The 24395-nt window shown below is 34.5% G+C and carries 18 protein-coding genes, 1 tRNA gene and 1 pseudogene; 11 read left to right on the top strand and 9 right to left on the bottom strand.

Annotation, left to right across the window (positions count from 1 at the left end; all coding sequences use genetic code 11):
- Positions 1–237 precede the first annotated feature (237 nt).
- The gene (locus tag AAGD74_RS05540; RefSeq protein ID WP_179945710.1) at positions 238–414 is read left to right on the top strand and encodes a hypothetical protein; all 177 of its coding nucleotides are present in this window, start codon (positions 238–240) and stop codon (positions 412–414) included.
- Here the strand turns inward: AAGD74_RS05540 and AAGD74_RS05535 are convergent.
- Both AAGD74_RS05535 and AAGD74_RS05530 read right to left on the bottom strand, forming a co-directional pair.
- The gene (locus tag AAGD74_RS05535; RefSeq protein WP_338482200.1) at positions 411–1361 is read right to left on the bottom strand and encodes an IS481 family transposase; all 951 of its coding nucleotides are present in this window, start codon (positions 1359–1361) and stop codon (positions 411–413) included. The genes AAGD74_RS05540 and AAGD74_RS05535 overlap by 4 nt on opposite strands.
- A 53-nt stretch (positions 1362–1414) precedes the next feature.
- Positions 1415–2043: pseudogene (locus tag AAGD74_RS05530) on the bottom strand (IS5-like element ISWpi1 family transposase); the annotation flags it as partial.
- A gap of 286 nt (positions 2044–2329) precedes the next feature.
- On the opposite strand from AAGD74_RS05530, the gene AAGD74_RS05525 reads away from it, so the two are divergent.
- Positions 2330–3712 (top strand): IS66-like element ISWen3 family transposase, encoded by a 1383-nt coding sequence (locus AAGD74_RS05525; RefSeq protein ID WP_007548562.1) that lies wholly within the window; start codon positions 2330–2332, stop codon positions 3710–3712.
- A gap of 308 nt (positions 3713–4020) precedes the next feature.
- Here AAGD74_RS05525 and ubiA read toward each other — a convergent pair whose 3' ends face one another.
- The 5 genes from ubiA to AAGD74_RS05500 form a co-directional block, all read right to left on the bottom strand.
- Entirely contained in the window at positions 4021–4878 is an 858-nt protein-coding gene (ubiA, locus tag AAGD74_RS05520) for a 4-hydroxybenzoate octaprenyltransferase (RefSeq protein WP_077188461.1), read from the bottom strand.
- A 3-nt stretch (positions 4879–4881) separates the two neighbouring features.
- Positions 4882–5280 (bottom strand): ribosome-binding factor A, encoded by a 399-nt coding sequence (locus tag AAGD74_RS05515; RefSeq protein ID WP_006279769.1) that lies wholly within the window; start codon positions 5278–5280, stop codon positions 4882–4884.
- A gap of 9 nt (positions 5281–5289) precedes the next feature.
- Positions 5290–7614 (bottom strand): translation initiation factor IF-2, encoded by a 2325-nt coding sequence (gene infB, locus AAGD74_RS05510; protein WP_338976928.1) that lies wholly within the window; start codon positions 7612–7614, stop codon positions 5290–5292.
- Between the two features lie 9 nt (positions 7615–7623).
- A complete protein-coding gene (nusA, locus tag AAGD74_RS05505; protein WP_006279771.1) occupies positions 7624–9195 on the bottom strand; it encodes a transcription termination factor NusA in 1572 nt (523 codons plus the stop codon).
- 88 nt (positions 9196–9283) lie between these two features.
- A complete protein-coding gene (locus AAGD74_RS05500) occupies positions 9284–12349 on the bottom strand; it encodes an efflux RND transporter permease subunit (RefSeq protein WP_320157274.1) in 3066 nt (1021 codons plus the stop codon).
- 175 nt (positions 12350–12524) lie between these two features.
- On the opposite strand from AAGD74_RS05500, the gene AAGD74_RS05495 reads away from it, so the two are divergent.
- Positions 12525–13148: a hypothetical protein gene (locus AAGD74_RS05495; RefSeq protein WP_338976932.1), complete on the top strand. Its 624-nt coding sequence runs from the start codon at positions 12525–12527 to the stop codon at positions 13146–13148.
- A 9-nt stretch (positions 13149–13157) separates the two neighbouring features.
- Here AAGD74_RS05495 and AAGD74_RS05490 read toward each other — a convergent pair whose 3' ends face one another.
- A complete protein-coding gene (locus tag AAGD74_RS05490; protein WP_006279775.1) occupies positions 13158–13895 on the bottom strand; it encodes a glutamine synthetase in 738 nt (245 codons plus the stop codon).
- Between the two features lie 326 nt (positions 13896–14221).
- On the opposite strand from AAGD74_RS05490, the gene dnaA reads away from it, so the two are divergent.
- Positions 14222–15604, top strand: a complete 1383-nt coding sequence (gene dnaA / locus AAGD74_RS05485) for a chromosomal replication initiator protein DnaA (RefSeq protein ID WP_338482679.1) — start codon at positions 14222–14224, stop codon at positions 15602–15604.
- A gap of 27 nt (positions 15605–15631) precedes the next feature.
- Here the strand turns inward: dnaA and AAGD74_RS05480 are convergent, their stop codons facing one another.
- The gene (locus AAGD74_RS05480; protein WP_338482680.1) at positions 15632–16906 is read right to left on the bottom strand and encodes a metallophosphoesterase; all 1275 of its coding nucleotides are present in this window, start codon (positions 16904–16906) and stop codon (positions 15632–15634) included.
- Between the two features lie 190 nt (positions 16907–17096).
- Between AAGD74_RS05480 and AAGD74_RS05475 the strand changes: the two genes are divergently transcribed.
- The 7 genes from AAGD74_RS05475 to AAGD74_RS05445 all read left to right on the top strand — a co-directional run bounded on the left by AAGD74_RS05475 (position 17097) and on the right by AAGD74_RS05445 (position 24341).
- A tRNA-Leu gene (locus tag AAGD74_RS05475) sits at positions 17097–17184 on the top strand.
- Positions 17185–17213: 29 nt separating this feature from the next.
- Positions 17214–18296 carry a GTP cyclohydrolase II gene (locus tag AAGD74_RS05470; RefSeq protein WP_338482682.1) on the top strand — a complete coding sequence of 361 codons (1083 nt, stop codon included), beginning with the start codon at positions 17214–17216 and terminating at the stop codon, positions 18294–18296.
- A 72-nt stretch (positions 18297–18368) separates the two neighbouring features.
- On the top strand, positions 18369–19049 hold the full coding sequence (locus AAGD74_RS05465; protein WP_338976936.1) for a type IV secretion system protein: 681 nt from the start codon (positions 18369–18371) through the stop codon (positions 19047–19049).
- A complete protein-coding gene (gene virB9 / locus AAGD74_RS05460) occupies positions 19042–19836 on the top strand; it encodes a P-type conjugative transfer protein VirB9 (protein WP_410529901.1) in 795 nt (264 codons plus the stop codon). Before AAGD74_RS05465 ends, virB9 begins: the two co-directional genes overlap by 8 nt.
- Before the next feature lie 16 nt (positions 19837–19852).
- Positions 19853–21313, top strand: coding sequence for a TrbI/VirB10 family protein (locus tag AAGD74_RS05455; protein ID WP_338482684.1), 1461 nt, complete (start codon positions 19853–19855; stop codon positions 21311–21313).
- A gap of 1 nt (position 21314) precedes the next feature.
- The gene (virB11, locus tag AAGD74_RS05450) at positions 21315–22307 is read left to right on the top strand and encodes a P-type DNA transfer ATPase VirB11 (protein ID WP_338482685.1); all 993 of its coding nucleotides are present in this window, start codon (positions 21315–21317) and stop codon (positions 22305–22307) included.
- A gap of 30 nt (positions 22308–22337) precedes the next feature.
- Positions 22338–24341, top strand: a complete 2004-nt coding sequence (locus AAGD74_RS05445; protein ID WP_341810599.1) for a type IV secretory system conjugative DNA transfer family protein — start codon at positions 22338–22340, stop codon at positions 24339–24341.
- Positions 24342–24395: the final 54 nt, after the last annotated feature.

Raw genomic sequence — 24395 nt, 5'->3', positions numbered from 1 at the left:
AGCATTAACTGATAATTGTGATTTAAGTTCGTCACAGTGCCCTTTTTTTGTCATCCTATAGCTATACCGCCGCGGTATCTCTTAGCCGCTAACAAGTAGTGGGATGACGAGCTTATCGTCATCCTGCCGCGAACCGTCATACCGCGATTCATTCGCGGTATCTCAGCCGCTAACAAGCAGCGGGATACTTAGGGATGACGGTTGTTGTTTAGCTGTAAATATTAAGAAATTTACCAAATGAAAAAAAAGGCAAAAGAAGCCCTGGGGTTATTATCCGCTTTAAAATATTGGCGTTTTTTATGTTTTAAACGCTTGACAAGCGAGATTCAGCCGCTTTTAATTGCAACTAACTTACGCTGCAAATGTTTAAGAAATTTACTAAGCAGAAAAAAAGACAAAGAATCCCCGAGTTAGATGTATGGTCCCAGAGTGTGATGGTGTGGATTTAGTATAAATAATTCTGGAGACTGTGTCCACTGATAACATATAAATTCATAAGGAGTAAGACCCTTAAGAGTTTTGAGTCTCTTTGCATAATTATAAGCCATAACAAAGTTATAAAGGTGTTCTTTAAGTTGCTGGTGCGATTGATAGTAATACTTCTTAACTGTAGCATCCTTTAAAGTTTTATTCATACGCTCGACTTGCCCATTCGTCCAAGGATGGCTAACTTTTGTCAAACGATGTTCAATAACATTCTCTTCGCAAACTCTATCAAATATATGTTGGAAAGCATACTTATGACGCTTCTGGTTTGTAAATTGTATACCGTTATCTGTCAAAATAGTATGGATTTTATACGGTAAAATTCTAATCAAATTACGTAAGAACTCAGCAGCTATGGGTTTTGTAGCACTGTTACACAACTCAACATAGGTAAATTTGGATGTCCTATCAATAGCAACAAACAAATGTAATTTGCCCTCCTCAGTTCTAACTTCAGCAATATCAATATGAAAGTAACCGATAGGATATTGTTTGAATTTCTTTTTTGACTTAACTTCTCCATCAACAGTTGGTAATCTGCTAATGTTGTGTCTTTGTAAACAACGATGCAAGCTAGAGCGAGTCAAATGCGGAATTGTAGACTGCAGAGCGTAAAGGCAATCATCTAGTGGCAGTAGTGTATACTTGCGAAATGTAACTATTATAGCTTCCTCTTCTAGCGTTAAAACAGTTGATCTTGGATGCTTTGGACCCATATCAGCATCTTTCGTAAATGAACGTTTTCTCCACTTAATAATAGTTTTTGGATTAAGGTTATAATGCTTGGAGAGTTTTGCTATGCTCTCTTTTCTATTTTGTATTGCTCTACGAATCGTCTGTGTTGTTTTGGCGCACCCATGTAATATCTGTCCCATAATGACTCCTTAAATGATGATGATAGTATACCATCACTCTCTGGGACCATACACACCCAAAATCTACATGGAGGCCTTGTAACAATTTCAATATCTATGTCATATTCTTCCTTTATGTGATTCTTTAAATTTCTTCCTTGGTATCCCATGTCAGCCCACATTTTTTTAACTTTAGTATATTTTGTTCTCATATTGTTTAATGCTATTTTAATACCATCTCTATCATTTTCGTTAGCAGCGCCTACGTAACAACCTAGTATAAAACCCTGAGTGTCTGTAATTATATGCCTTTTTCTACCCTTTACTTTTTTACTTCCATCATAGCCTTTGATCCCCCCTTTTCTGTAGTCTTTACAGATTGACTATCTACTATACAGGCACTCGGCTGCTCATTCCTTCCTATTTTTCTTCTACTATATTTTGTAATTTCATAATTCATTTTCTCAAAAATTCCCTGCTTCTTCCATTGCCTGAACTGCTCATACACAGTCTTCCATAGCGGAAAATCATTTGGTAAATACCGCCATTGACACCCTGTACGCAATACATAGAAAATTGCTTCTAATATTTCTCTTTTGCTATACTTTGGCGGCCTTCCTCCTTTCTTGTATGATACTCTGAAGTGTTTTTCTATTCTTGCCCATTCCCTTTCGCTTAGATCTGTTGGATACTTTTTTCTCATCTTTACCCCGTACTAAAATTTCAGATATTATAGCCTTTTACTTGTTTCCGGACAACCTCTTAGCTAGTCTTTTACTATCTCTGTCGAGTATTGGCATTTTTTGATGTCTTGTAACGCTTTATAAGCGCGTTCAGCTTATTTAGATAAAAATCTAGATGTAGATGAAGTTTTGTAAAGACATACAGTATCTATATACTGCAAAAAATTGGTATCCGTTCAGCGGAGTGGCAGAATAAGGTAGACAAGGTGATCTAAAAAGATAATCATAGAGCAAAAGTGAAGTAATATGGTAAACCTTTTAGAACTTTGCAAAAATTTACAGCAAAAAATAGAAAGGTTAGAAGCAAAAATAGAAAGATTGGAAAAAGAGAATGAAAGTTTAAAAGCAGAAAATAAGGCTTTAAAGATAGAAAATGCTGAGTTAAGAGAAAGACTCGGTTTAAGCTCAAAAAATTCATCAATACCAAGTTCCAAAGAGTTGTATAAAATAAAAAAGAATAAGCCGAAAAGCGAAAGGAATATTGGCGGTCAGGTTGGTCATAAAGGAAGTTTTCGCGCCAACATGGATGCAGATAAAGTAGTAAAGATAGAGTTGCCTAATACTTGCGAATGCGGAGGAGAAATTGCAATATGTGAAAAACCATATATTCATCAGAAAGTTGATCTTCCAGAAATCAAGCCTTATGTAGTGGAATATCAGTTAGAACATGGCCGTTGTCGGAGATGCGGAAAGAGAAGAAGTAGCAAGTTACCGGAAGGTGTTACGCCAGATACATTTGGTCCAAGGGTTAAGTCAATAATTGCAGCGTTCAGCGGATTCTACAAAAATTCAAAACGCGAAATAGCGAGTGTCGTAAATGATATCTTCAATTTGAACATAAGCGTCGGTAGCATATCAAATAGTGAACATAGAGTTGCTTCAAAATGCAAAAAAATGTATGAGCAGATCGAACAAGAGATAAGTAGGAGTAAAGTTCTACATATTGATGAAACGAGCCATTATAACAAAGGTAAACTCGCTTGGTGTTGGATGTTTGCAAGCAATACGGCAAGTTTTGTAAAATTTACAGAGTCAAGAGGAATGAAAGTTTTACAAAATAGTAAATTCTGCAATCGCAATAGCTTGGTAATAACTGACAGGTATGCAGCATACAATTATTTTGCCGATAAAAACAGGCAAATCTGTTGGGCACATTTATCAAGAGATTTTGAAAGATTAGCACATAGTTGGAATATTGAAGTTAAAGTTCTGGGTTGTTACTTGAGAAACGTGGCCACTGAATTATTTGCACTAAAAAAAGCTTTACTAAAAAGTGAGATAGATGTTTTGAGGTTTGTCAGACGTGCCAGAAAATTAAGAAAACGTACAAAGTATTACTTGAAGGAGATATCTCGTTTACCTGAAGCAATTGGAGCCTCTCGAGTTGCAAAAAATGTTCTGAGATCTGAAAGAATGATGTGGAAATTTTTAGATGACCCAGAAAATATTCCGCTGACAAATAACCACGCTGAACGGCAAATTCGGCATTATGTCGTTTATCGCAAAAACTCATATTTTACACAATCAAAGCGGGGAAATACATTCCTTGAGCGGATAATTTCATTATACTTAACTTGGAAACAAAGGGGTCTCAATCCTTTCCAAAATCTCCTATCTATTGTTTCTTAAACCACTCTCCTGAACGGATACGAAAAGATAATTTCATTATACTTAATTTGGAAACAAAGGAGGCTGAACCCTTTTCAAAACCTTCTATCTATTGTTTCTTAAACCACTCTGCTGAACGGAGACAAAAATTGAACATAAGACGCCGATACATTAAGTAATCCTTACCTTTTAATCTGCAGATTGGCGAAAGCAAATACAATAGCTTCAGTTTCATGATAAGAGGGCTGGCGGAGTTTGTCAAGCAAGTTTTTTTGTTTCTGCGGGCTACCTGAGTCTATTGATTTCATTAGAGCCGAAACTCTTGAGACCTAGGTGATAATTCTATCTAAAAGAATGCCGAAAAAGAGCAGCAACCCTACGTAGGAGTTATTTTTAAATATGGACATGCATTGACTGGGATCGTCAGGATTGAAATTTTTGTATTGGCGGTGAAATATGAACCCTACAGCAAGTAGAGCAATATAAAAAATGTTATTTAATGATGATAAAATACCAGCATATAGCCACGTCATAAGAGATATTAAATAAAATCTTTTCAACCAAGATTTTGTTGTATCACCAAAATATAATGCGGTAGATTTCATCCCGAGTTTTTCATCATCTTTTTTATCTTGATGGGCGTATATGGTGTCATAGCTAAGTGTCCAAAAGACGCATCCTATATAAAACAGCAAGGATTCTATACTGATCTGGTTTGTTATTGCTGCTGAGCCCATGAGCGATCCCATATTGAAGGTAAACCCTAAGAACAATTGTGGCCACCAAACATACCGCTTTAATAAAGGGTAAGTAGCTATCATACACATTGAGATTATTCCAAGTATGAGTGTAGTTTTATTAGTTAATAATAAGATTACCAGGGCAATAGACAGTAACAGTGAAAGTAAAGCTAAAGCCTGCTTTATGTTTAATGCACCACTTGCAAGTGGCCTATATTTTGTTCGTTCAACGTGCGCATCTATTTCCCTATCGAAAATGTCATTGATTATGCACCCTGCGGGTCTCATTAAAAATGCACCTATAGTAAACAAAACAAGGAGAAAAAGAACCTGATACGATAGAGAAGTTGAGGCTAAAAGAATACCGCTCAAACTGGGAAATAGCACAAGCCACAAACCCGTTAAACTGTGCAACCTCATTAATGAAAAGTAACGATTGAAATGCATTAATTAAGTGTGATTATGTAATATTTTGCTTACATTAACAAAATTATCGAACGCTAAGTCAGGCTTGAAAACTAGTTCAGGTATAAATCGCAAATCAACATAACACAATATAGATTTACGTATTGACCATGCAGATTGGTTCATTTCATTAACAACAGTATTAATATCACAATTATTCTCAGAAGGATCTCCAGTGCGTCTTTTTTCTGGATCTAAGTAGTCAGCTACTTGAATATTCAATGAAGATAACACAATATATACATCTGCTTTTTTCAAATCTTTACTTAATTTTACGTCAGATACCGCTACATTTTTATTGAACACCTTACCTTCCATTAGGACTCTTGATATCGCTCTATGCAATACCGATGCTATTTTTAGGTTTCTAATTTCCTTTTTCATATCCAGCTACTATAATACCCTTTCTTCTTGCACTAATTGATAAGCTTCTAAAATATCTCCAACTTTAATATCGATATTACCCTCTAGTGATACTCCGCATTCAAAGTTTACACCTACTTCTTTAACATCATCTTTAAATCTACGTAGTGCTTTTAACTTTCCTTCATGCACCAATTTGCCACCACGCATTACCTTAATTAAAGAATCTTTTCTTATGACTCCATCACTTACGTAACATCCAATGATATTACCAGCTTTAGATACGTTAAATATTTGCCTCACAGATGCAAAGCCAACACGAACCTCTCGTGTAACAGGCTTTAACATTTTAGTTAAATACATTCTCATGTCGTCAATGAGCTCGTATATTATGTTATAAGTATGTATTTCTACACCTTTTTGTTTTGCCAAGTCCCTTATTTTTGAATCCACTTTTACATTAAAAGCTAAAATTACTGCACTTGATGCTTCTGCAAGCAGCACATCTGAATCTGTTATCCCTCCTACTGCTTTGTGTAGGATATTTAATTTCACTTGGTCTTTACCGAGTTTATCAATTGAACTTGATATTGCTTCAATAGAACCAGTTACATCGCACTTTAAAACTACAGATAGTTCTTCTGTTTCGCTGTTATTACGACTGAATATATCTAAATTATTGTCGCCCAAATCTTCTTTCTTTTTCTTGATTAACTCTAGCCTGTATTCAACAATTTCACGCGCCTGCTTTTCAGAATTTATAACAACAAATTTATCTCCAGCATTTGGCACACCATTTAGACCAGTAATTTCAATTGGAGCGGAGGGTAGTGCTGCTTTTTCTCTTTGACCGAGGTGATTAACCATACTACGTACTTTGCTGTATGTTGTACCAACTACCAATATATCACCAACCTTTAACGTTCCTTCCTCAACTATCAATGTGGCTGATATTCCTTTCGCTTTATCTATTTTGGATTCTATTACCCATCCAAGTGCTCGACAATCTTCTATTGCTTCTAGCTTCATTAATTCAGCGATTAACAAAATCGTCTCTTCTAGTTTATCTAAATTAGTTTTCTTTTTTGCTGATACTGGCACAATCATAACATCACCACCAAGCCCTTCAGGGATGAGATCATATTGAGGCAAACTATTAATTATTTTTTCTACATCACCAGGCTCAGATTTATCAATTTTATTAATAGCAACTATAATGGAAACATTTGCTGCTTTTGCATGATTTATTGCTTCAACTGTTTGTTTCATGATTCCATCGTCAGCTGCAACTACTATTACAACTATATTAGTAATATTGGCACCACGTGCACGCATCGCAGTGAACGCTTCATGTCCTGGTGTATCAATAAAGGTAATTTTTTGCTTATCTTTTGTCGTTATTTGATAAGCACCTATGTGTTGAGTTATGCCACCTGACTCTCTTTCTGCAACATTAGATTCACGAAATACATCGAGCAATGAGGTTTTACCATGATCGACGTGTCCCATAAAAGTGACGATTGGTGGTTTAGGTTTTTTAGGCAGGCTTTCTCTGCCTTCTATAAAAAATAAATCTTTTTCTCTGTTGGTATCGCTCACTCGTTTAGCCATATGATTAAATTTTTCCACTATTTCACATGCTATATCTGGATCCACCAGATCATCTACTCTATAACTCTCACCGACTTCTTCTTTGAACATTTTTAGCACACTCTTGCTATCTTCTGCCATGCGAATAGATAACTCCCTGATAGTTATTTTGTCTGGTATAATAACTTCTCTTGATATATTTTTACCCTTGGTAAACTTTGACTTTCTACTTCTTATACCAAATCTTTGCTTAAATACAGGGGGTTGTTCAGTTTTTTCATCTATTGCCTGTGCAATTACCAGTTTAGAATGCTTAGAATATATATCTTTGTTGACTTTAGAAGACTTTTTATCGTCGCCCTCATAGTCAATATTATCTTCTTTTAGTTCAACTAAGTGAGTATCACTTAAAACTTGCTTATTTATTTCTTTAGATAAAGTGTCCGCTTCATTTTTCTCGTCAATCTCTTTATTGCTGTCTTCTTTTGCTGTTTTCTCTTTTTCTTCTCTCTGATTTTTTTCTTTCAGCAAAGCAGCATTCTGCACAGCATTAATGCGGAAAATTTGTTCTTTCTCTGTTAAAGAACCTAATTTACTCTCGTCAAATAAATTATGTTCTTCTGCATCATGAGATTTTTTTCTTCTTTTTTTTACTATTGTAGCTCCAGTACTTGGGCTAGTTGAAGAGTTTAAATTGAGGTCTAATTTAAGCTTGCTTAAGCCTTGGAGCGTTAATTTTTTATTACTGATATCTTCATTATTCATATTATTTTATTATATTAACCCAAGCTTTTTACGTGCTTCTATGATTATTGAGTCTACTGTATCTTTTAGATTTTCTGAATTCATCTTATTATCAGCTGAGGAAGAGAGTATGCTGCAAAACTCATAACTTGATAAATCTGCTATGTCCTCTAAAGTCTTAATATCATGTTTACTAAGAGCAATTTTATTGTCTATTGATAAAGTTAAATTGATTACATCATCTTCCATACCTAGACTTTTTAGCTCTTCTATTTTTCTATCATTTTCTGCTTTCAGATACTTGTTTGCTCTATTGTGAAGTTCGTTTGCAATATCCTCATTAAAGCCCTCTATTGAAGCAAGCTCTTTAATTGAAGCGCTGGATATATCTTCTACGCTTGAAAAACCTTCTGTCACCAATAGCTGACCCATAATCTCTTCTAAGTTTAAAGCTTCAGCAAATAAAGCTGAACATTGACTAAGTTCTTTACTTCGCCTTTCTGATTCTTGCTGAGTGCTTAATATCTCAATTTTCCATCCAACAAGCTCTGAAGCTAATCTTACATTCTGGCCCTTTTTTCCTATAGCTAAACTCAATTGATCTTCAGCAACTATTAATTCTATGCAATTTTCATTTTCATCAATAATAACCTTCGATACTTCTGCAGGAGTAATGGCTTTAATAACAAATTGACCCAAATCTGAGGAGTAATTTATAACGTCAATTTTTTCACCATTTAATTCGTGTATAATGGTTTTTATTCTATCTCCCTTAACTCCAACACAAGCACCTACTGGATCAATGTTCTTGTCAGGAGAGAAAACAGCAACCTTAGACCTTGAGCCGGCGTCTCTAGCTATACCTTTAATTGTTACTAACCCATCAGCAATTTCTGGTATTTCTTGATTTAATAATGCCTCTAAAAAGCCTTCATGAGTCCTAGAAAGAATAATTTGACGTCCATCATCAGAGCGCTTAACAGTCTGTATATAAGTTTTAACCTTATCGCCTTCACGAAATGATTCACCACCGGTTAAATTTCGTAATGGAAGATATGCCTTAGTGCCATTTATGTCTATAATAAGATCTGAATATTCTACTTGTTTAACAATACCATACCTTATTTCTCCCACCTTATCTTTAAATTCCTCATATTGCTTTTTTGACTCTTCATCTTTAATTATTTGAGCAATTTTTTGCTGGGCAATTCTTGCTGAAGCAAGATCAGTGTTAAGAGAGAGTAATTCACTAACAGTATCTCCAATTTTTGCATCTTCTTTTATTAATTTAGCTTGTGTCAGCGTAATTGATTCATACTCAGTATTCTCTTCTCTATTTGATTCGTCATCAATAACTTTTAGTTTTCTGTATGAAGTAACTTTGCCTGTGTTTCTATCTATATTAACTACAATTTTACTTTTGCTACCATATTTTTGATAAGCCACTGCTTCTATAGCACTTTCTAGTGCCTTTATTACAACATCAAAATCTAAACCTTTTTGAAGTGAAAGCTCTCCTGCTGTTTTTATTACATCAAGGCTTCCAACTATGTTATTCTTGTTACTTTTCTGCTTAACACTGCTTTTACGATTAGCAATCATAATAAATAAATCCAATGTAATTAGTTATAATTATAGCTCCAACGGGCAAAGAACACTATCTTAAATGTTAAATGATTGCTAATTTAAGTCAAGTTTTTTCATGTCTTTGTATAACAAGCAACGCAGGAGTAAAGAATAAAGTTAAAACCGTTGCAACCAATATTCCACTTGCTATGGTTGTTGAAATGTCAACCCACCACTGGCTTGATGGAGCATCATATGTGATTTGTAGCGTAAAAAAATTGATATTTAACCTGGTAATCATCGGTATTAAACCAAGAACTGTGGTTGCAACGGTAAGCAATATTGGCCTAACGCGAGAAATTGCAGCGTTTATTACACATCGCTTGATGTCATTTTTGTGTACCTTAATTTGGTGATGAAAGGCATCAAGTAATAGTATGTTATTATTCACTATAATTCCCGCCAAAGCAATTATCCCCACTCCACACATAACAACTACGAAAACTTGTTGGATAAGAAAGAAAACAAAAAACACACATGTTGTGGATAAAAACACTGCTGTCATTACGATAAATGTATGGTATACATTATTAAACTGTGTCACTAATACCAATATCATTAGTGTAATCGCTAATATAAAAGCCTTTAACAAAAATGCTCCTGATTTTTGTTGATCTTCTTTGTCGCCTTTAAAATCAATTTTTACTCCCTTGTCCCAATCCTGGGCAATAGAATTCTGAATGAACTTTACTCTTTCATCAACAAGATAGCCAGTATCAACGTCAGCAGAGATTGTCACTATGCGTAATCCATCAATCCTGTTTAGTTTGTTTACCTTTTTTTCGGGAGCATATTTTACTATATTGCTCATAGGATACGGGCCATTAACTGTATTGATAAAAAGATTGTCTATAGTCTTCATGTTGCGATCCTTTCCAGGGAAACGGAGTACAATATCGATTTCTTCATCCGTGTTATTTGGTCTATATTTTCCAATCAACACTCCATTTGTAACCATCTTTATAAAATCGCCAATGGTTGCAACACTTACTTCAGAGCTTGTAGCCTTACTCTTATCAACACTCATATTCCACTCTATTTCAGGTGCTGATCTGCTATCTTGAATATTTATAAACCCGGATGAAGGTTGGTTCATAATTTCTAGAATTTTCTCTGCTGCTAAATTCAAACTGGATACACTCCCGCTGAGGTTAATTTGTATTGGCTTGTCAGCCGACGGTCCTGGCTTTTCCTCTTGAACATTAATTATTATTCCTTTCATGTCTTGCACACTGCTCCTTATATCATTTAGTATGTGCTTAGCTTTGCGCCTGAAGCGCCAATCCATAAGTTCTAGTTGTATTCTGGCGATAACGTTGTCTGAAAATGCTCCTGATCTAGCATAAGAAACATGAATTTCTTTTTCAATGCTCAAAATGCGTTCTTCCACTTCTTTGAGTATCAGATCTCGTTCTTTGGCTGATAAGCTTTCTTTTGCTTTAACACTGATTAAAATATTATCTGAATCCACTTTCGGAAAAAACTTTACTCCAGGACCAAAAGTAAAGTACAGCACACTAAATGAAAACAAAACGAATACAGTAGCACATACGAATTTTTTAGGATTATCCAAAACCTTCTCTAGCATGCGTACGTAAGCTCTTATTATAGGCCCAGCATTTTTTATTTCACCACTTTCTATAGCACTCATTTTTTTTATTTCTTTTTTTGAAGTTATCGAAGGCTTACCAAATATTGCACCAAGTGTTGGTATAAAAACCAAAGCCATAATGAGCGATCCAGTCAAAGTTAGAATTATTGTAATTGGTATGTACTGCATGAATTTACCAACAGTATCAGGCCAGAATAATAGAGGAAAAAACACTGCTAATTTAGTTAACGTTGATGATAGAACCGGATAAAACATATCACGAACTGAAGTGTAAAAAGCTTCTACTTTATCCATTCCGCAGATCATCTTTCTATCGGCATATTCGCTGATCACAATTGCATCATCAACCAGCATGCCAACAGCCATAATTAAACTGAAGAGCACAACGATATTTAAGGTTATACCCATAAAGTAAAGAGCTATTATCCCAATGAGAAAGGAACCGGGTATCGAGAGTGCCACAAGAATAGCAATCCTTGTTCCCATAGAAAGCATCATTATGATCAATATTAACAACACAGCAAATATTATGCCGTTTTCCAAGTCATCAAGCACATCGCGGACGTTTTTTGACTGGTCGTTTAAGTACACCACTTTTAAATTTTCAGGTAATTGATCTTTTGCCTTATCCATTAAGTATTTTACTTGATTTACTGTGTCTATTATGTTTTTTCCGTTACGTTTTGAAATTTCTAGCATGACACTAGGTAATCCATTAATGCGAGCAAATCCTTGGTGATCCTCAAACCTAGGGTATACTTTTGCTATATCTTTGATTCTCAAAACTGCATCGCCTTGAGATCTAATAGGAATATTCATAATATCTTCTATATCTTTTAATAACCCTGATATTTTAATCGAATATTTACCGGCCAGTGACCCAGCTCCCACTAGTCTATTATTGCTTGATATAGCTTGGAATATTTCGTTTGATTGAATGTTATATTTTGTTAGAACTGTGGGCTCAATTATAACTTCCACTGTTTCTTTACGAATACCTGCCACTTCAACTTTGAGAACATTTGGCAGAGATTCTATTTCTTTCTTTAACTTGCGTGCTATTTCAGTTAAGGCTCTTTCTGGCAGATTACCAATTAAGCCAACATTTAATATGGGAAATAGACTCAAGTTTATTTCATTTATTATTGGAGATTCCGCTTCAACAGGTAACTTCGATTTTATGTTTGAAAGCTTTGAACGGACATTATCGAGCACTTCTTTATTATCATACTCTGTTCCAAATTCGAGTATCATGTGAGCACCATCATTAGTTGCAAAAGCTCTCAATTCTCTTACACCTTCGATGGATCTTAGTTCATTTTCTATAGGAAGCACTAATAGCTTTTCACTATCTTGAGCAGAAATCCCAGGAAGTCCAACAAACACGCTGATTATAGGAATCTGTATATCAGGATTGCTTTCCCTTGGCATTTTTACATAAACGTATGAACCGAAGATAAAAATTACTATAAGTAATAATACCACCGCCCTGTTTCGCTCTATGAGTAAGCTCTGCATGTTGAATGTTAGCTGAATATGTGTGTTTGTACAATATTATAGTCGAGATACATTGCATATTAATTAATCCTTGTGTAGCTTTAAAACTTTATGCAAATAATTAAAATTTTCGCAAAATTGCAAGTATAAGAAAATTCCTGTATAATAATTCTAGAACAGCATTTGAGAGGTTATTATGGTGGCAATTCTAAATGTAACAAAAGGCAAAAATAAAGTTATTGTGTCTGGATTAGCTGGAGCTTTATCAGCTTTAATATTTTTAACAGCAATCCACATTGCCGCAAAGATAGCCATTATCGTTTCTGCTGCTGCAGTTACTTACTTATTACTTTCGCTGATTCATAAAATAAGAACTAAAGCTGAAATTACTCGTGTTTCAGGAGATAAAGTTTCAGAAGATGAAGGTGAAGAAAAAGATACCGTAAAAGAACCAAAAAGAACTGAAACTGAGCTAGAAGAAGAATTAAAAAATAAAAGAGCAGAAGAAGAAATGAAAAATGGACTACCTAAACATATGGATTTCAAAGGTAATTCACTTTCTAAAAGCGCTGATACTAAAGATAGTCATTCCGTTTCTAGTGCTACAAATATTGTTATGGAACCTTTACCTAAACACATGGATGCGCTTGGTAATCCACTTCCTGAAGGACCAAGTGCAAATATTAGTATAGAATCTAAACCTGAGAGAAAACTATCTCCTGCAGAGTGGCTATTACAGTGCGGGAATGTAAATAATGATGTGAGGGAAGTGCTAAAACAGCCAATTATCCAACAGCCATTTAACGGGTTAGGGTTTTAGATGTAGTTGCTATATCAAACTCTCCATCTTATATTGAGGATCAGATGCAATGCCATACACTCTATTTGGCGGAGCAATTTTGTTCTCTATACCAAAAACTATACCTTCAATTATTGCTGTGAGTACTTTTTCAAGGTTGCAATCTGCTCCAGGAACACGGTGCTCTAGGCGGCATCTTTTGGAATCGTTGCCAAAATAGGGAATTCTTATTGCAGCAGTTCTGTTATTTATTCCCCAACTAATCGTAGTTGGAGTGTGAATATCCGGGTACTGAAATCTTAAATATGAATCATCATTTGGAGCAAAAAACAACATATGTTTTTTCATCATTGCACATAATCCACCAATACTATGAATCAGATAGTCACTGTACTTTTGCTCATTGATATAAAATAAGTTATCGTTATTTGAATTCACGAGATTAACATGCACATTTAATGCACTGCCTGCTCTATCCAAATAGGGCTTTGCTTTAAAAGAAATATTCCCACCTAGTTTTTGTGCTGTTTCAGTAAGTGATTGTTTTGCTAACTCAAAATGCTTAATTAAATTGTCGGAGTTCGTATAACAACCACTTTTTATCTCATACTGATGTGTAGAATTCTCCTTCTCGCAAGAAAATTCAAGAGATGCTATTTTATTTTTGATGCTATTCAGAAATAAGTATTCTTTTTCTATTCCTTCAATGTAAAACTCTAGTTCAATACCGAATACAGCATAACAACTCAAATTACTTAATATAATCATAAATTTGCTTCAGTAAATCTATATTAGGTTAGCTATATTTATATGAATACTTTACTTATTTGCCAGTAAATTTAACATCTTATTTATACATAATGTATTACTGTTTTTAATAGCATGCTTCTAATCCTCGATACAAGCGACATTTACAAATTTTTCATTTTTTTGAAATAAAAATGATCAATTTTAATGTTTTTATACCCTTTACAACCCATCAAAAAATCACCATAATTTTTAGTATGTATTAAGTAGTATTAGCTTTTCATTTTGCAGTAAGCTATTGATTATCTTGTATTTTTCTAATTATTGCTTTTTTCTTGGTGTGGTATATGAACTTAACTAGCCCTAAGGTTTCTACTGTGTTTTTTGATCAGATTATTACAGTAACGGATCACAATGTTACTTGGGAAAAAATCCAAAATTGTCTTTATAATCTTTATGGAGAAGCAACATATAATAGTTGGCTGAGTTCACTAAAATTTGTCAGTAGCAGAAATGGGGAAGTTCTTTTATCCGTGTCAACAAGGTTTATAAAAGAGTGGATTACAGTTCATTACATGAAAAAAATATTATCATTATGGCAAAGCGAAGATAAAAGTATACGTTCTATTGATATTCAAGTAATTGAGGAGAGGAATTCAAATTTTAATGTTATACTAAAAAACAGAGAGGAAAGTAATCATAATCTTGGTTCGCCGCTGGATCCAAGGTTCACCTTTGATAATTTTGTAGTGGGAAAGCCAAATGAATTAGCATTTACGGCGGCAAAGCGTGTGGCAGAATCTATAGATCCAATATTAGGCAGCAATCCTTTGTTTCTATATGGTGGAGTGGGACTTGGTAAAACACATCTAATGCATGCTATAGCTTGGCACATAGTCAATTCCCCATCAGCAAAAAGAAAAGTGGTGTATTTATCAGCAGAGAAATTCATGTACCAATATATTACAGCGCTGCGAAGCAAAGATATTATGTTATTTAAAGAGCAATTTAGATCAGTAGATGTATTGATGGTAGATGATGTGCAATTTATCAGTGGTAAAGATAGTACACAAGAAGAATTTTTTCACACTTTCAATGCATTGATAGACCAAAATAAACAATTGGTTATATCAGCTGATAGGTCTCCTAGTGATCTTGATGGAGTGGAAGAAAGAATAAAATCACGACTCGGTTGGGGGTTGGTGGCAGATATTAATGAAACAACTTTTGAATTAAGGCTTGGTATATTGCAGGCAAAAGTGGAGCAGATGAATATGTATGTTCCGAAAGATGTCCTAGAGTTTTTAGCAAGGAACATAAAATCTAATATAAGAGAATTAGAAGGAGCATTAAATAAGGTTACCCATACCTCATTAATTGGAAGAAGTATGACGGTAGAATCAGCTAGTGAAACCCTAATCGATCTTCTTAGGTCAAATCATAGGTCAGTCACAATAGAAGAAATACAAAAGAAAGTAGCTGAATTTTTCAATATAAAGGTTGCAGATATGCAATCCAATAGAAGGCTTCGCAGTCTTGCAAGGCCAAGACAAATAGCTATGTATTTTGCCAAAAAATTTACGCAAAAAAGCCTACCAGATATTGGGAGAAACTTTGGTGGCAGAGACCATGCTACTGTTATACATGCAGTAAAACAAGTAGAAAATTTTATAAAGACCGACTCAAAATTTGCTGATGAAATCAATCGATTAAAAAAAATGTTTAAGTAGCGTTTTTAAAATAGCTAATAACAAATCCTAAAATGAATCGACTATAGTTTTAATCCGTTTAAGTTTAAAATCTTCTGTTAGCTTCGCAGAATACATTTCCTTATTGTGTTGATTATAGAAGGTAAATTCGTGATCATCTAAATTTAGTATTGCAAAGCCAAAGCCAAAAAAGTTTCTAACCTCGTGTGCTAAGTAGTTTTTACCATTTAAATAGTCAAATTCTACATTTTGATAAACAGATTCTTGATCTTGAGCGTGTAATGATGCACCACCGTTTCCAACTATAATTTGGTCTGGAACATTATCCATTAATAAAATCTGGGCTATATGAATGTGGCCAGAAACTATGGTAGTAACATTGCTTGGAAATTTATCTCCAAAAGCTTCGATTTGTGTAAGATTACCATGGCTTTTTAATGTCAAAAATTCTTTTTTTGGAGATCTCCAAAGCGGTTTATGAGTTAAAAACCACATGGGCTTGTCAGAACTATTTTGTATCAATTTATCAAATTGCCTCTCAAAAGCATCAATTGTGCTTTGGGTTGTAAAAATATCCTCACCGGATGAAGAGTCGAAGATAAAAAATTTCATCGGTCCAGCATCTAAGGACCAACTAGAAACGAAGTTTCCACATTTTTCAGACGAAAAGGGGTATGAATCTAGATACCTGAACCATCCTTCATAAGCTCTATCACAACTCTCATGGTTTCCACGAACAAAAAGGAAAGGGGATTGTGATAAAATATCCTTTGCAGGCTCAAACCAATCAGCGTACCAAACTTCTTTATTATATCCATAAATATCGCCACACTTTTTTGTATTTCTACATTTTGTTTGTCTATAATGATAATCACCAACATGGATAATTAAATCTGGTTTATGAAGGGCGATTGAATCTAAATTTTTTTTTAAAGGCCAGCTATCTACCGAATTACATTCCTGCTGAAATAACATATTTATTCTACAGCCCGTGTCACCAATGAAAGCAATTTTATTAACCTTTTTTGGTAATATAGGAACCCGTAGATCCTCAATACTAATGTTTTTGGCACTTGTTTGTACTTTCAGTTCACAAACTGTTTCGTTATGATCACCATTGTTAATTGAGCTGCGATTCAGCATTTCTGTTTCCTCGCCATCAACATAAACAATGGGACACATGTCATTGTCCGTAATTGCGCGTATGCTTAGTTTATTTTCTGGGATAACTTGAGACCATGTGTATAATATTTGTGCATGGACGAAATGAAAGCTAGTTATAAGAGAGAGAGCTAAAAAAATAAAGATATTAGCTATATTCATTTGTATAAAAACCTAAGTTAAAAATTAGTAGTAAGGTTATCTTAAATGATTAAAATTTATAATCACAAAATTCATAATCAAATTATACAAACAATTTCTAAATTATTCTAGTATCAGATTGACACTCTAGATGAAAAATTCTAAAATGATTAAGTAATTTAAAATAATTATATAAAAACTAGAATATAGTGCGGCCGTGGTGGAATTGGTAGACACGCAGCGTTGAGGTCGCTGTGGCTCATAAGGCCTTGGAAGTTCAAGTCTTCTCGGCCGCACCAGTTTTTATCGCTGTTTAATATGGGTAAAAATGTTTATAGGAAATCAGAGTAGCAATAAGGTAGAAAGAGCTATCAGCGAAATCAGGCGCGGTCGGCCAATTGTAATATATGATGAAAGTAATTACCTATTGTTTGCTGCTGCTGAGGCTTTAGAAAGAGATTTATTTAATCAATACAAGTTTACATCAAGTAATGTATATGTTACTTTAACTTCAAGTAAGGTAAAATACATATCTCAGAATAAAGAACATAACAGCAAACGTCTGTTGGTGAATAATTTTGATGAACTGCTCTATTTAATAAACTGTTCAAAGGAAGATTGCATAAAAGAGTTGCAATGCTCAAAGACAATAGATGAATGTGCTATTGCCTTGCTTAAGTTGTCAGAATTATTGCCATACGCGTTAGTGGCTGATATGACTTTTGAGAATAACCATGAAATGCGAAATTGGTGCGAGAAAAATGACGTTATTGCACTGGACACGTCATTCATAAATAATTTTCAAGAAAATCAGGATGTATATGAAGTGTGCAAAACATCATTATTTTTAAAACAGACTCAAGAAGTAAATATCATATCTTATAGAACCGAAAGTGGTGGAAGAGAACATCATGCAATTATCATTGGCAATCCAGATAAAGATGACGAACCATTAGTGAGAATTCATTCTTCGTGCTATACGGGTGACTTGTTAGATAGCTTGTCATGCGATTGCAGAAGTCAGTTACATCAAGCAATTCAAATGATAGCTGACTCTGGAAGTGGTATTATATTGTATTTGATGCAAGATGGAAGAGGCATTGGTTTAACTAATAAGTTAAGAGCGTACAGTATGCAAAGAGGACATAATCTTGATACTGTTGATGCAAATAGAATATTGGGTTTTGAAGATGATGAAAGGAGTTTTGCTGTTGCAGCTAAAATGCTTAAGAAATTGAACATTAACAAAATCCAATTACTTACAAACAATGATAGGAAATTGTCAGAATTGGAAAGTAGTGGTATAGGAGTTACAAAGTGTCTACCACTTATTGTGGAACGTAATAAATATAACGATTCATATATGGAGACAAAGTTTGGTAAATTAGGCCATAGATTAAGAGTTTTTTAGCTTTTTTGCTGTAACTACTTTGTTAATTTGCTATGTTTATTAACATAAGTTAAGATTTTTAGGAATACTAAAATGCTAAGATTTTTTAAGCGAGAAAAAAATACTGAATCCTTAGATAAGGATATAAATTGGAATTCAAACCGCTACAGCACAGTTATTGCTCAAAGGAATATTCTACTTTTATTTGCATTAATATTATTAGCAACGATCTCTATCAGCATATTAGTCGTATTTAAAATTAGCACAAGTAGCACTATTGAGCCATTTGTTATAGAAATTGACAAGAAATCAGGAATAGTGCAATTGGTTGATCCTGTCACAGTAAAACAGTATTCTGCAGATGAAGCGCTAAACGATTATTTTATTTCAGAGTATGTAAAAGCAAGGGAGGTTTTTGATCCATATCATTATAATTATAACTATTATACAAAGGTGAGGTTGTTTTCCTCACCTAATGTGTATAATGAATTTAGAAATTATGTAGGATCGCAGAATATGGATGATCTTTTTAATTTATATTCAGATACCAAAAGTGAATTTAAAATTCGCTCAATTCAAAAGTTAGGTAACGATGCTCTTCAGGTGAGATTTTTTGTGGAATTTACACGGAAAGATGGAAGTTCTACGAGAAAAAATAAGATAGTTATTATGTCATATAGATATGCATCGCTTGAAATGGATGATCAGCAAAGATATATTAACCCATTAGGATTTCAAGTTATTTCATATAGAGTAGATGATGAATATGTATAGGATATTATTAGTTTTAGCTTTACTTGTAAGTGGCAATTTAAACGCATCCATTAATTATAATGAGCCTATTTCTATAGATAGTAGAATAAAGACTTTTGTGTATAGCCCTAATGAAGTATTTACGGTGGTTTTTAGTCAGGGTTACTATTCTTATATTGAATTTGCGGAAGGAGAAAAAGTTAAAAATATCGCTGTTGGTGATGCATCAAGTTGGAAAATTAATCCTTATGACAATAAATTGCTTATCATGCCATTTGAAGTTAGTAGTCGCACTAACATGATTATTACGACAACTAAAAAAAGAAATTACATTTTTGATTTAATCTCAAGGCCAAACTACGATAAATACCCGGGTACTGATGCTAAGAAAGTGGATCACGATTATTCTGCTGAAAAGGATATATCTTACGTAGTACGTTTTTATTATCCTCAAGAAGAAGGTGAATTTGATGTTGATTTAGATGAGGTTTCTTTACCTACTCAAATGCAATATACTACAGACAAGCTAGAAAAAATAATACAAGAAAATGATACGAAGTACAATTATACATATATTGATGAAGGTGGTAATGCGGATATAGTTCCGATTGAGTTATTTGATGATGGTTATTTAACCTATTTAAAATTTAGAAATAATAATAAAATACCTCAGATTTTTGTAGAAGGGGAGGATAAACCTTGTAAAAGGCTGTTATTTGATGATTATGTTATAATAAAAGGAGTACATAAAAAGCTATTTATGCGTTATGAAGATGGTGAAGTTGAAATTATAAATAGGTCACTTTAGCTGTGGTACATGCAATATGAATAAAGAAAGGCGTAACAATTCAGAAGATGAATCAGAAATAGAGAATAAGGTAGTAACAGTTGGCTCTAATCAAGGTCATAGGGCATTGATGGTCATTATTTTAGTGCTTCTGGTTGGTGGAGTGTATTATCTCTATTTTAGTCCTTCTCCTAAAGAGGGTTCAGAAGTTATTAAAAAAGAGGAAACAAAGCAAAACGTTCAAGAATTAAAAGGAAAGTTGGAACAAGTTCCAGATAATGTAATGGTTCCTGAAAGAATAATAACTGATCACTTACCACCCTTACCTCCTCTTCCTACACCACTAATCATACCAGAAATAAAACAAATTAGAAAAGAAGAAGTGATGAAAAAAGAAGAAGAGAAACCAAAAGAAACTCCTGTGTCAAATATACCTATTTTGCCAAAGCAAAATTTTCCTTCTAGTAATGTTATGGGCAATTTACCTACCTCGTTTCCTACAATAGGGGGTGGCGGTTATCCTAGAGACAGACGTAGTGCACAGATGTTGACAATTTCAGGTGGTAGTGGAGAGAACAAGGCTGCTGATGCTATTTTATCCGACACTTCAGCACAATCGAGCAAAGCTACCAGAGTAGGAAAGCTTGGTTTAATGATTACTCAAGGTAAAATTATTGATGCTGTTCTTGAAACTGCAATAAACTCTGATCTGCAAGGAATGCTGCGTGCTATGGTGAGTAGAGATGTTTATGCAGAAACTGGTGATACAGTTTTAATACCTAAAGGCTCAAGATTGATAGGCAGTTATTCATTTGACTCGAATGTTGCTAAATCTCGTGTAAATATAAACTGGAATAGAGTGATTCTGCCACATGGAATAGATATTGCAATCTCATCACTTAGTACTGACGAGCTTGGTAGAGCAGGAATAGCAGGAATAGTTGATAACAAAATGGTAAGTGCGTTATTCTCTTCAGTGACACTTGCTGGTGTTTCGATTGGTTCTGCTGTTATAGGGCAAAAGGCTTCTAATCTTGTTGATACGCTAACTATCAGAGATGCAGTAAAGTCTATCACTGCAACCGAAATAGATTTTTCTTCTCTCCAACTCATTATTGACCCAGAAAAGAAGATATCTAGTGACAAATGGAAATTAGGCCTTGGGGCTATCGGAAGAATTCGGAGTGCCAAAAGCAGACAAGATTTACTAAAAATAATGAAAGAGGAAATAGCAAAAGCACTAGGAATTGAAGAAGACGAGGTAAATATAAGCCTGGAAATTGTAAATCAACTGTTAGAACAAATTCAAAGAAAAAGCAAGTCTGTTTATGATGAAGCAATCGGGAAATCAATCGAGGATTTTTCTAAAGATATGCGGGATGTAGTGGGCAGATATACAGATAAAAAACCAACTATTTATGTTGATCAAGGCACTGCATTGAAAGTATTTGTTAACCAAGATATAGTATTTCCTCCACAGGCAATATTAAATCAATGAAATGAACTATGCTGCACTTGATACATATTTGGAGCCATTACAAGGCATATTTCAAGAAGAAGGCGTAAATGAAATATCAATAAATAAGCCAAAGGAAGTATGGATTGAAAATCGCGGTGAAATAAGGTGTGAAAAATTAGAAGTATTCGATCTTAACCATTTGAAATCTCTTGGCAGACTGATTGCTCAAGCTACAGAACAAAAACTTAGCGAAGAAGCGCCGTTACTTTCGGCAACATTACCAAATGGTTATCGTATACAGATAGTATTTCCGCCAGCATGTGAACCTGATAAAGTAGTCATGTCGATTCGTAAGCCTTCTAGCATGCAGTTAGCACTCGATGATTACGAAAAAATGGGGGCTTTTTCTGAAACTGTTACAGAAGCAACTGATAATCCAGTTGACCGTCATTTGGATTTATTGTTAAGGCAAAAAAAAATAAAAGAGTTTTTAGAATACGCTGTAATAAGTAAGAAAAATATTATAATTAGTGGTGGAACTTCCACTGGTAAGACTACTTTTACTAATGCTACTTTGCGTGCTATTCCAGCTGAGGAAAGAATTATTACTGTTGAGGATGCAAGGGAAATCGTTTTGAACGATCATCCCAATAAAGTCCATCTAATTGCCTCTAAAGGAGGGCAGGGCAGAGCAAAAGTAACCATTCAAGATTTGATAGAAGCGTGCTTACGTTTAAGGCCAGACAGAATAATAGTTGGTGAGCTCCGTGGAGCGGAAGCTTTTAGTTTTCTCAGGGCGATAAATACTGGTCACCCTGGATCAATATCAACCCTTCATGCAGATAGTCCAACAATGGCCCTTGAGCAAATAAAATTGATGGTTATGCAGGCAAATCTTGGCATTCCTCCAGACCAAATTATACCATACATTAGAAATGTGATTGATATTGTTATTCAGCTAAAAAGAACCGGTGGGGGCAAAAGAAGCATTTCTGAGATATTATTTACTAGATCTGCGAGCGAAAATGCTTAAATTTATACATAAGTTAAGGAAGAGTAGTTTATGAGTAATGGAAATCACCTACGTAATATTCTCATAGGAGGTGTAGTAGCTTTTAGCGTACTTGAGTTTTGCTTCTATCTATCTGGTATATTGTTTGTTCTGTTTGCTGATGGTCCGGATGCTGTGGATTTTAAGGCAATTAATCCTAGTTTGACGCCTTTCCCTCAAGCTCTTTGGCCAACGATTTTTGATCATATACAATATTGTTGGCATCATCCAGAGTTATATAGCCTTGAGCTCAAAATCACATTAATTATATCTTCTGCACTGCCTATCATTGTTTTAATGATTATCTTATGGAATTTAAGAGAAAGGATAATTGAGTGGCGACCATTTAAAAAGAAGGAATCACTTCATGGAGATTCGCAGTGGGCATCAGAGAAAGACATACGAAAAGCAGGATTAAGAAGCAAAAAGGGATTATTGCTTGGTAAAGATAAAAGAGGATACTTCATTTCTGATGGGTTTCAGCATGCATTGTTATTTGCACCTACAGGTTCTGGTAAGGGTGTTGGCTTTGTAATTCCTAATTTATTATTTTGGACTGACTCGGTAATTGTACACGACATAAAATTAGAAAACTATGAAATAACAAGTGGTTGGCGAGAACGACAAGGACAAAAAGTATACGTATGGAATCCAGCGCAGCCAGATGGAATAAGTCACTGTTACAATCCATTACAATGGATTAGTGAAAAACCTGGGCAGATGGTTGACGATGTGCAGAAAATAGCTAACCTAATCATGCCTGAACAAGACTTTTGGCAGAATGAAGCAAGAAGCTTATTTGTTGGAGTGGTATTATACTTACTTGCTGCACCAGAGAAAGTTAAATCTTTTGGTGAAGTTGTGCGTACGATGCGTAGTGATGACGTGGTTTATAATCTTGCTGTTGCTCTTGATACAATGGGTAAAATACTACACCCTGTAGCATATATGAATATTGCAGCTTTTTTACAAAAAGCTGATAAAGAAAGGTCAGGTGTTGTATCAACCATGAACTCATCACTTGAATTGTGGGCAAACCCATTGATTGATACTGCAACTGCGTCAAGTGATTTTAATATTCTAGATTTTAAAAAGAAGAAAATTACAGTTTATGTTGGTTTAACTCCTGACAACTTGACTAGGCTCAGGCCTTTAATGCAGGTTTTTTACCAACAGGCAACTGGGTTTTTATGTAGAAAATTGCCATCGGATGACGAGCCTTATGGCGTATTGTTTTTAATGGATGAGTTTCCTACACTTGGAAAAATGGAGCAATTTCAAACAGGTATTGCATATTTTCGTGGTTATCGAGTTAGGTTATTCTTAATTGTTCAAGATACTGAGCAGCTCAAAGGAATATACGAAGAAGCAGGGATGAACTCCTTTTTGTCAAACTCGACTTACAGAATAACTTTTGCAGCCAATAATATTGAAACAGCTAATTTAATATCGCAACTTATAGGAAACAAAACTGTACAACAAGAATCGTTGAATAAGCCTAAATTTTTAGATTTAAATCCTGCTTCAAGGTCATTACATATCTCCGAAATACAGAGAGCATTGCTATTGCCTCAAGAAGTTATTATGTTGCCACGTAACGATCAGATAATTTTAATAGAGTCGACTTACCCAATTAAATCAAAGAAAATTTTGTACTACAGTGATACCACCTTCACAAGAAGGCTGCTCAAACAAACTCGTGTGCCTACACAAGAACCATATGACCCAAACAAAGTTCTTTCTGCCGCTGCGAGCAAAGATAAGGTTAATAACGAGGGGAATAATGTTCTTGAGGGACCTAATTCAGTTGATTATCCTGCTGAAACTAAAACCGAAGATGCAGTATATGATGAATCAGATGAATTTGCAGACGAAGATATTGATGATGAAGATATCGACGATAAGTTTGAAGATGATGACGAGGAAGATGAGGATAGGAGCGATGATGGGTTTGATGACGAAGAAGAGGAGGATGAATTTGAAGATGAGGATAAATTAAAAAATGACGAGAAGTAAGGTTAACTTTGCCTATTTTTAGCTCAGAAAAGTGCAAGTTATGCAAATAATTAG

The sequence above is a fragment of the Wolbachia endosymbiont (group A) of Campoletis raptor genome (genome assembly GCF_964026755.1).
Lineage (GTDB): Bacteria > Pseudomonadota > Alphaproteobacteria > Rickettsiales > Anaplasmataceae > Wolbachia > Wolbachia pipientis.
This window is presented reverse-complemented; position numbering and strand designations above follow the sequence as displayed.

Bases quoted from the DNA above. Each gene is read 5' to 3' on its own strand.
- dnaA (WP_338482679.1), top strand. From the start codon at position 14,222: ATGAACTTAACTAGCCCTAAGGTTTCTACTGTGTTTTTTGATCAGATT.
- AAGD74_RS05515 (WP_006279769.1), bottom strand. From the start codon at position 5,280: ATGAAAAAGGAAATTAGAAACCTAAAAATAGCATCGGTATTGCATAGA.
- infB (WP_338976928.1), bottom strand. From the start codon at position 7,614: ATGAATAATGAAGATATCAGTAATAAAAAATTAACGCTCCAAGGCTTA.
- AAGD74_RS05500 (WP_320157274.1), bottom strand. From the start codon at position 12,349: ATGCAGAGCTTACTCATAGAGCGAAACAGGGCGGTGGTATTATTACTT.
- AAGD74_RS05495 (WP_338976932.1), top strand. From the start codon at position 12,525: ATGGTGGCAATTCTAAATGTAACAAAAGGCAAAAATAAAGTTATTGTG.
- AAGD74_RS05525 (WP_007548562.1), top strand. From the start codon at position 2,330: ATGGTAAACCTTTTAGAACTTTGCAAAAATTTACAGCAAAAAATAGAA.
- AAGD74_RS05455 (WP_338482684.1), top strand. From the start codon at position 19,853: ATGAATAAAGAAAGGCGTAACAATTCAGAAGATGAATCAGAAATAGAG.
- virB9 (WP_410529901.1), top strand. From the start codon at position 19,042: ATGTATAGGATATTATTAGTTTTAGCTTTACTTGTAAGTGGCAATTTA.
- nusA (WP_006279771.1), bottom strand. From the start codon at position 9,195: ATGATTGCTAATCGTAAAAGCAGTGTTAAGCAGAAAAGTAACAAGAAT.
- AAGD74_RS05535 (WP_338482200.1), bottom strand. From the start codon at position 1,361: ATGGGACAGATATTACATGGGTGCGCCAAAACAACACAGACGATTCGT.
- AAGD74_RS05445 (WP_341810599.1), top strand. From the start codon at position 22,338: ATGAGTAATGGAAATCACCTACGTAATATTCTCATAGGAGGTGTAGTA.
- AAGD74_RS05465 (WP_338976936.1), top strand. From the start codon at position 18,369: ATGCTAAGATTTTTTAAGCGAGAAAAAAATACTGAATCCTTAGATAAG.
- AAGD74_RS05490 (WP_006279775.1), bottom strand. From the start codon at position 13,895: ATGATTATATTAAGTAATTTGAGTTGTTATGCTGTATTCGGTATTGAA.
- AAGD74_RS05470 (WP_338482682.1), top strand. From the start codon at position 17,214: ATGTTTATAGGAAATCAGAGTAGCAATAAGGTAGAAAGAGCTATCAGC.
- AAGD74_RS05540 (WP_179945710.1), top strand. From the start codon at position 238: ATGAAAAAAAAGGCAAAAGAAGCCCTGGGGTTATTATCCGCTTTAAAA.
- virB11 (WP_338482685.1), top strand. From the start codon at position 21,315: ATGAACTATGCTGCACTTGATACATATTTGGAGCCATTACAAGGCATA.
- AAGD74_RS05480 (WP_338482680.1), bottom strand. From the start codon at position 16,906: ATGAATATAGCTAATATCTTTATTTTTTTAGCTCTCTCTCTTATAACT.
- ubiA (WP_077188461.1), bottom strand. From the start codon at position 4,878: ATGCATTTCAATCGTTACTTTTCATTAATGAGGTTGCACAGTTTAACG.